Origin of the sequence: Actinospica durhamensis (genome assembly GCF_018139695.1) — a bacterium.
Classification (GTDB): domain Bacteria; phylum Actinomycetota; class Actinomycetes; order Streptomycetales; family Catenulisporaceae; genus Actinospica; species Actinospica durhamensis.
On record NZ_JAGSOG010000478.1, the window covers coordinates 1 to 2,999 of the forward strand.

Annotated in this window: 3 protein-coding genes; 1 reads left to right on the forward strand and 2 read right to left on the reverse strand. The window is 68.5% G+C overall.

From position 1 onward, the window contains the following. On the reverse strand, positions 1-171 hold a 171-nt coding region (locus KDL01_RS46345), incomplete at its 3' end, for a maleylpyruvate isomerase N-terminal domain-containing protein (RefSeq protein ID WP_212533962.1). Positions 172-215: 44 nt separating this feature from the next. Then, a complete protein-coding gene (gene fumC, locus KDL01_RS40100; RefSeq protein ID WP_212533960.1) occupies positions 216-1,685 on the reverse strand; it encodes a class II fumarate hydratase in 1,470 nt (489 codons plus the stop codon). 234 nt (positions 1,686-1,919) lie between these two features. Between fumC and maeA the strand changes: the two genes are divergently transcribed. Continuing rightward, positions 1,920-2,999: oxaloacetate-decarboxylating malate dehydrogenase (gene maeA / locus KDL01_RS40105; RefSeq protein WP_212533961.1), on the forward strand; the 1,080-nt coding region annotated here is incomplete at its 3' end.

The following is a 2,999-nucleotide window of genomic DNA, read 5'->3' on the forward strand; positions in this document are numbered from 1 at the left end:
GGGCGGGTCGACGGCTTCGGTGGCGAGCGCGGCGAGGTGGGCGAGGACGTCGATCACGCGCCAGCCGGCGCAGGCCGAGGGTGCCTCCCACAACTCGTCGGTCACCTGGGGGATGATCTCGTCGAGCTGTGTGGCACTGTGGCGGGCGGCGTCCAATCCGGCGTGGGTCATCGATGCTCCCTCGGTGCTTGCGAAGCTGTCGAACTCGGGGTTGCTCAGACCATGGTGGCCGGCTGGACGATGCGGTCGAACTCGTCGGCCGGCACGCCGGAGGCCAGCGCCGCGTCGCGCAGGGTGGTGCCCTCGTCGGAGGCCTTGTGCGCGATGGCCGAGGCCTTGTCGTAGCCGATGGCGGGGGACAGGGCCGTGACCAGCATCAGCGACTGGTCGACGTACCGCTGCACCTGGTCCCGGTTGAGTTCGGCGCCCTCGATGCAGTACTCGCGCAGCTTCTCGCAGGCGTCGCCCAGGATCGTGGCGGAGTGCAGGAAGTTGTTGATGATCACCGGGCGCATGGCGTTGAGCTCGAAGTTGCCCTGGGATCCGGCGAACGCGATCGCGGAGTCCTCGGCCAGGACCTGGATGCACACCATCACCATGGCCTCGCACTGGGTCGGGTTGACCTTCCCGGGCATGATCGAGGAGCCGGGTTCGTTGGCCGGCAGGGTCAGTTCGGCCAGGCCGCAGCGCGGTCCGGAGGCCAGCCACCGGATGTCGTTGGCGATCTTCATCAGCGGTACGGCGAGTGCGCGCAGCCCGGATGAGGCGCCGACGAGGGCGTCGAGTCCGCCCTGGGCGGCGAACTTGTTGCCCGCGGTGGTGAACGGACGGCCGGTCTCGGCGGCGATCTCCGCCGCGATCTGCTCGGCGAACCCGGGCGGCGCGTTGAGCCCGGTGCCCACCGCGGTGCCCCCGGCGGCCAGCTCGTGAAGGCCCTGACAGGAGGCGGCGAGCCGGTCGGCGGCCTGCTCGAGCTGGTGGGCGTAGCCGGACCACTCCTGACCCACCGTCAGCGGGACCGCGTCCTCGAGGTGGGTGCGTCCGATCTTCACCACGTCCTGCCACTCGTGCGCTTTGCGCGCGAACGCCGTCCGCAGTGCCTTGATGGCGGGCAGCAGGTGCCCGTCGACCTCGGCGAGCGCGGCGATGTGCATCGCGGTGGGGAAGGTGTCGTTCGAGGACTGACCCATGTTGACGTGGTCGTTGGGGTGGATCGGAGTCTTGCTGCCGAGCTCGCCGCCGACCAGCTGGATCGCCCGGTTGCTGATCACCTCATTGGTGTTCATGTTCGACTGGGTGCCGGAGCCGGTCTGCCAGACGTAGAGCGGGAAGTGCTCGTCGAGCTGGCCGGCGATCACTTCGTCGGCCACGCGCTGGATGAGCTCGGACTTCCACTTCGGCAGGCGCCCGGCGCGTCCGTTCACCACGGCCGCGGCCTTCTTCACGTAGCCGTACGCGTGGTAGACGGCTTTCGGCATCCGATCGTCGCCGATAGAGAAGTGGATCAGCGAGCGTTGCGTCTGTGCGCCCCAGTAGCGGTCGGCCGGGACGTCCACCGCGCCCAAGGAGTCGGTCTCGCGCCGGGTGCCGGTCGCGCTAAGGCCGACCGGCAGATCGAGGATCCGGGGCGCGTCCTGCGCATCGGTCGCCTTGCCGTGCCGCGCGTCATCGGTTCGCTGGTTCATCAAGCGTCCTCACCCTCGTCGTCCCCCAAGGCGGTGATCACCGGTCTTCAACGCTAGCCACGCACGCCGCCGAGCGGCAACCGGGGATGGATCGTCCCGGACCAACCGGCTTATGCCGGGTACTTCCGGCGCCCGGATGCCGATCGGGACCGCCGATGCGAGACTTTAAATCGGCATTCGTCCGCATATCCCATTTTCGGTGCCCTTTTGGGGTGCCAGAGGAGGTAGGAGACGATGACTGGACGCTCCGGGCGTACTCCCCTCGCCCCGGCGGTCTTGGAAGATCCCTTCGTCAACCGCGGCGTCGCATTCACCGAAGCCGAGCGCGGAAAGCTCGGGCTCACCGGCCGGCTGCCCTCCGGGGTGCTGACCCTGGACGAGCAGGCCAAGCTCGCTTATCGGCAGTATCGGTCGCAGCCGAGCAACCTGGCCAAGAACGTGTACATGGAGCTGCTGCACGACCGCAACGAGGTCTTGTACTACAAGGTGCTCGGGGACCATCTCGCCGAGATGATGCCGATCGTCTACGACCCCACCGTCGGTGAGGCGATCGAGAACTACTCGCACGAGTTCCGTCGACCGGGCGGGGTGTTCCTGTCCATCGACCGCCCCGAGGACATCGAGAAGGCGTTCGCCGGCCTGCGGCTCGGGCCCGAGGACGTGGATCTGATCGTGTGCAGCGATGCGGAGGAGATCCTCGGCATCGGGGACTGGGGCGTGGGCGGCATCGAGATCGCGGTGGGCAAGCTCGCCGTGTACACGGCCGCGGCCGGCATCGACCCGCGCCGCGTGATCGCCGTGTCCCTGGACGTCGGGACCGACAACGAGTCCCTGCTCAATGATCCGCTCTACCTGGGCAACCGACACGCCCGCGTACGCGGGGCCGCGTACGACGCGTTCATCAAGAAGTACCTGCAGACCGCCTCGTCGATGTTCCCGAAGGCGCTGCTGCACTTCGAGGACTTCGGCCCCGGCAACGCGCGCCGCATCCTGACGATGTACGGCGAGCGCTATCGGATCTTCAACGACGACCTGCAGGGCACCGGCGTGATCACGCTCGCGGCGCTGTTGTCCGCGATCAAGGCCACCGGCGTGCGGATGCGCGAGCAGCGGCTGGTGGTGTTCGGCGCCGGCACCGCCGGGGTCGGCATCGCGGATCAGATCCACGACGCCATGGTGCGCGACGGGGCCACGCCCGACGAGGCCCGCTCGCGGATCTGGCTGGTCGACAAGCAGGGCCTGCTCACCAGCGACATGTCAGACCTGCGCGATTTCCAGCACGCCTACGCGCGTAAGCCCGGCGAGGTGTCCGGG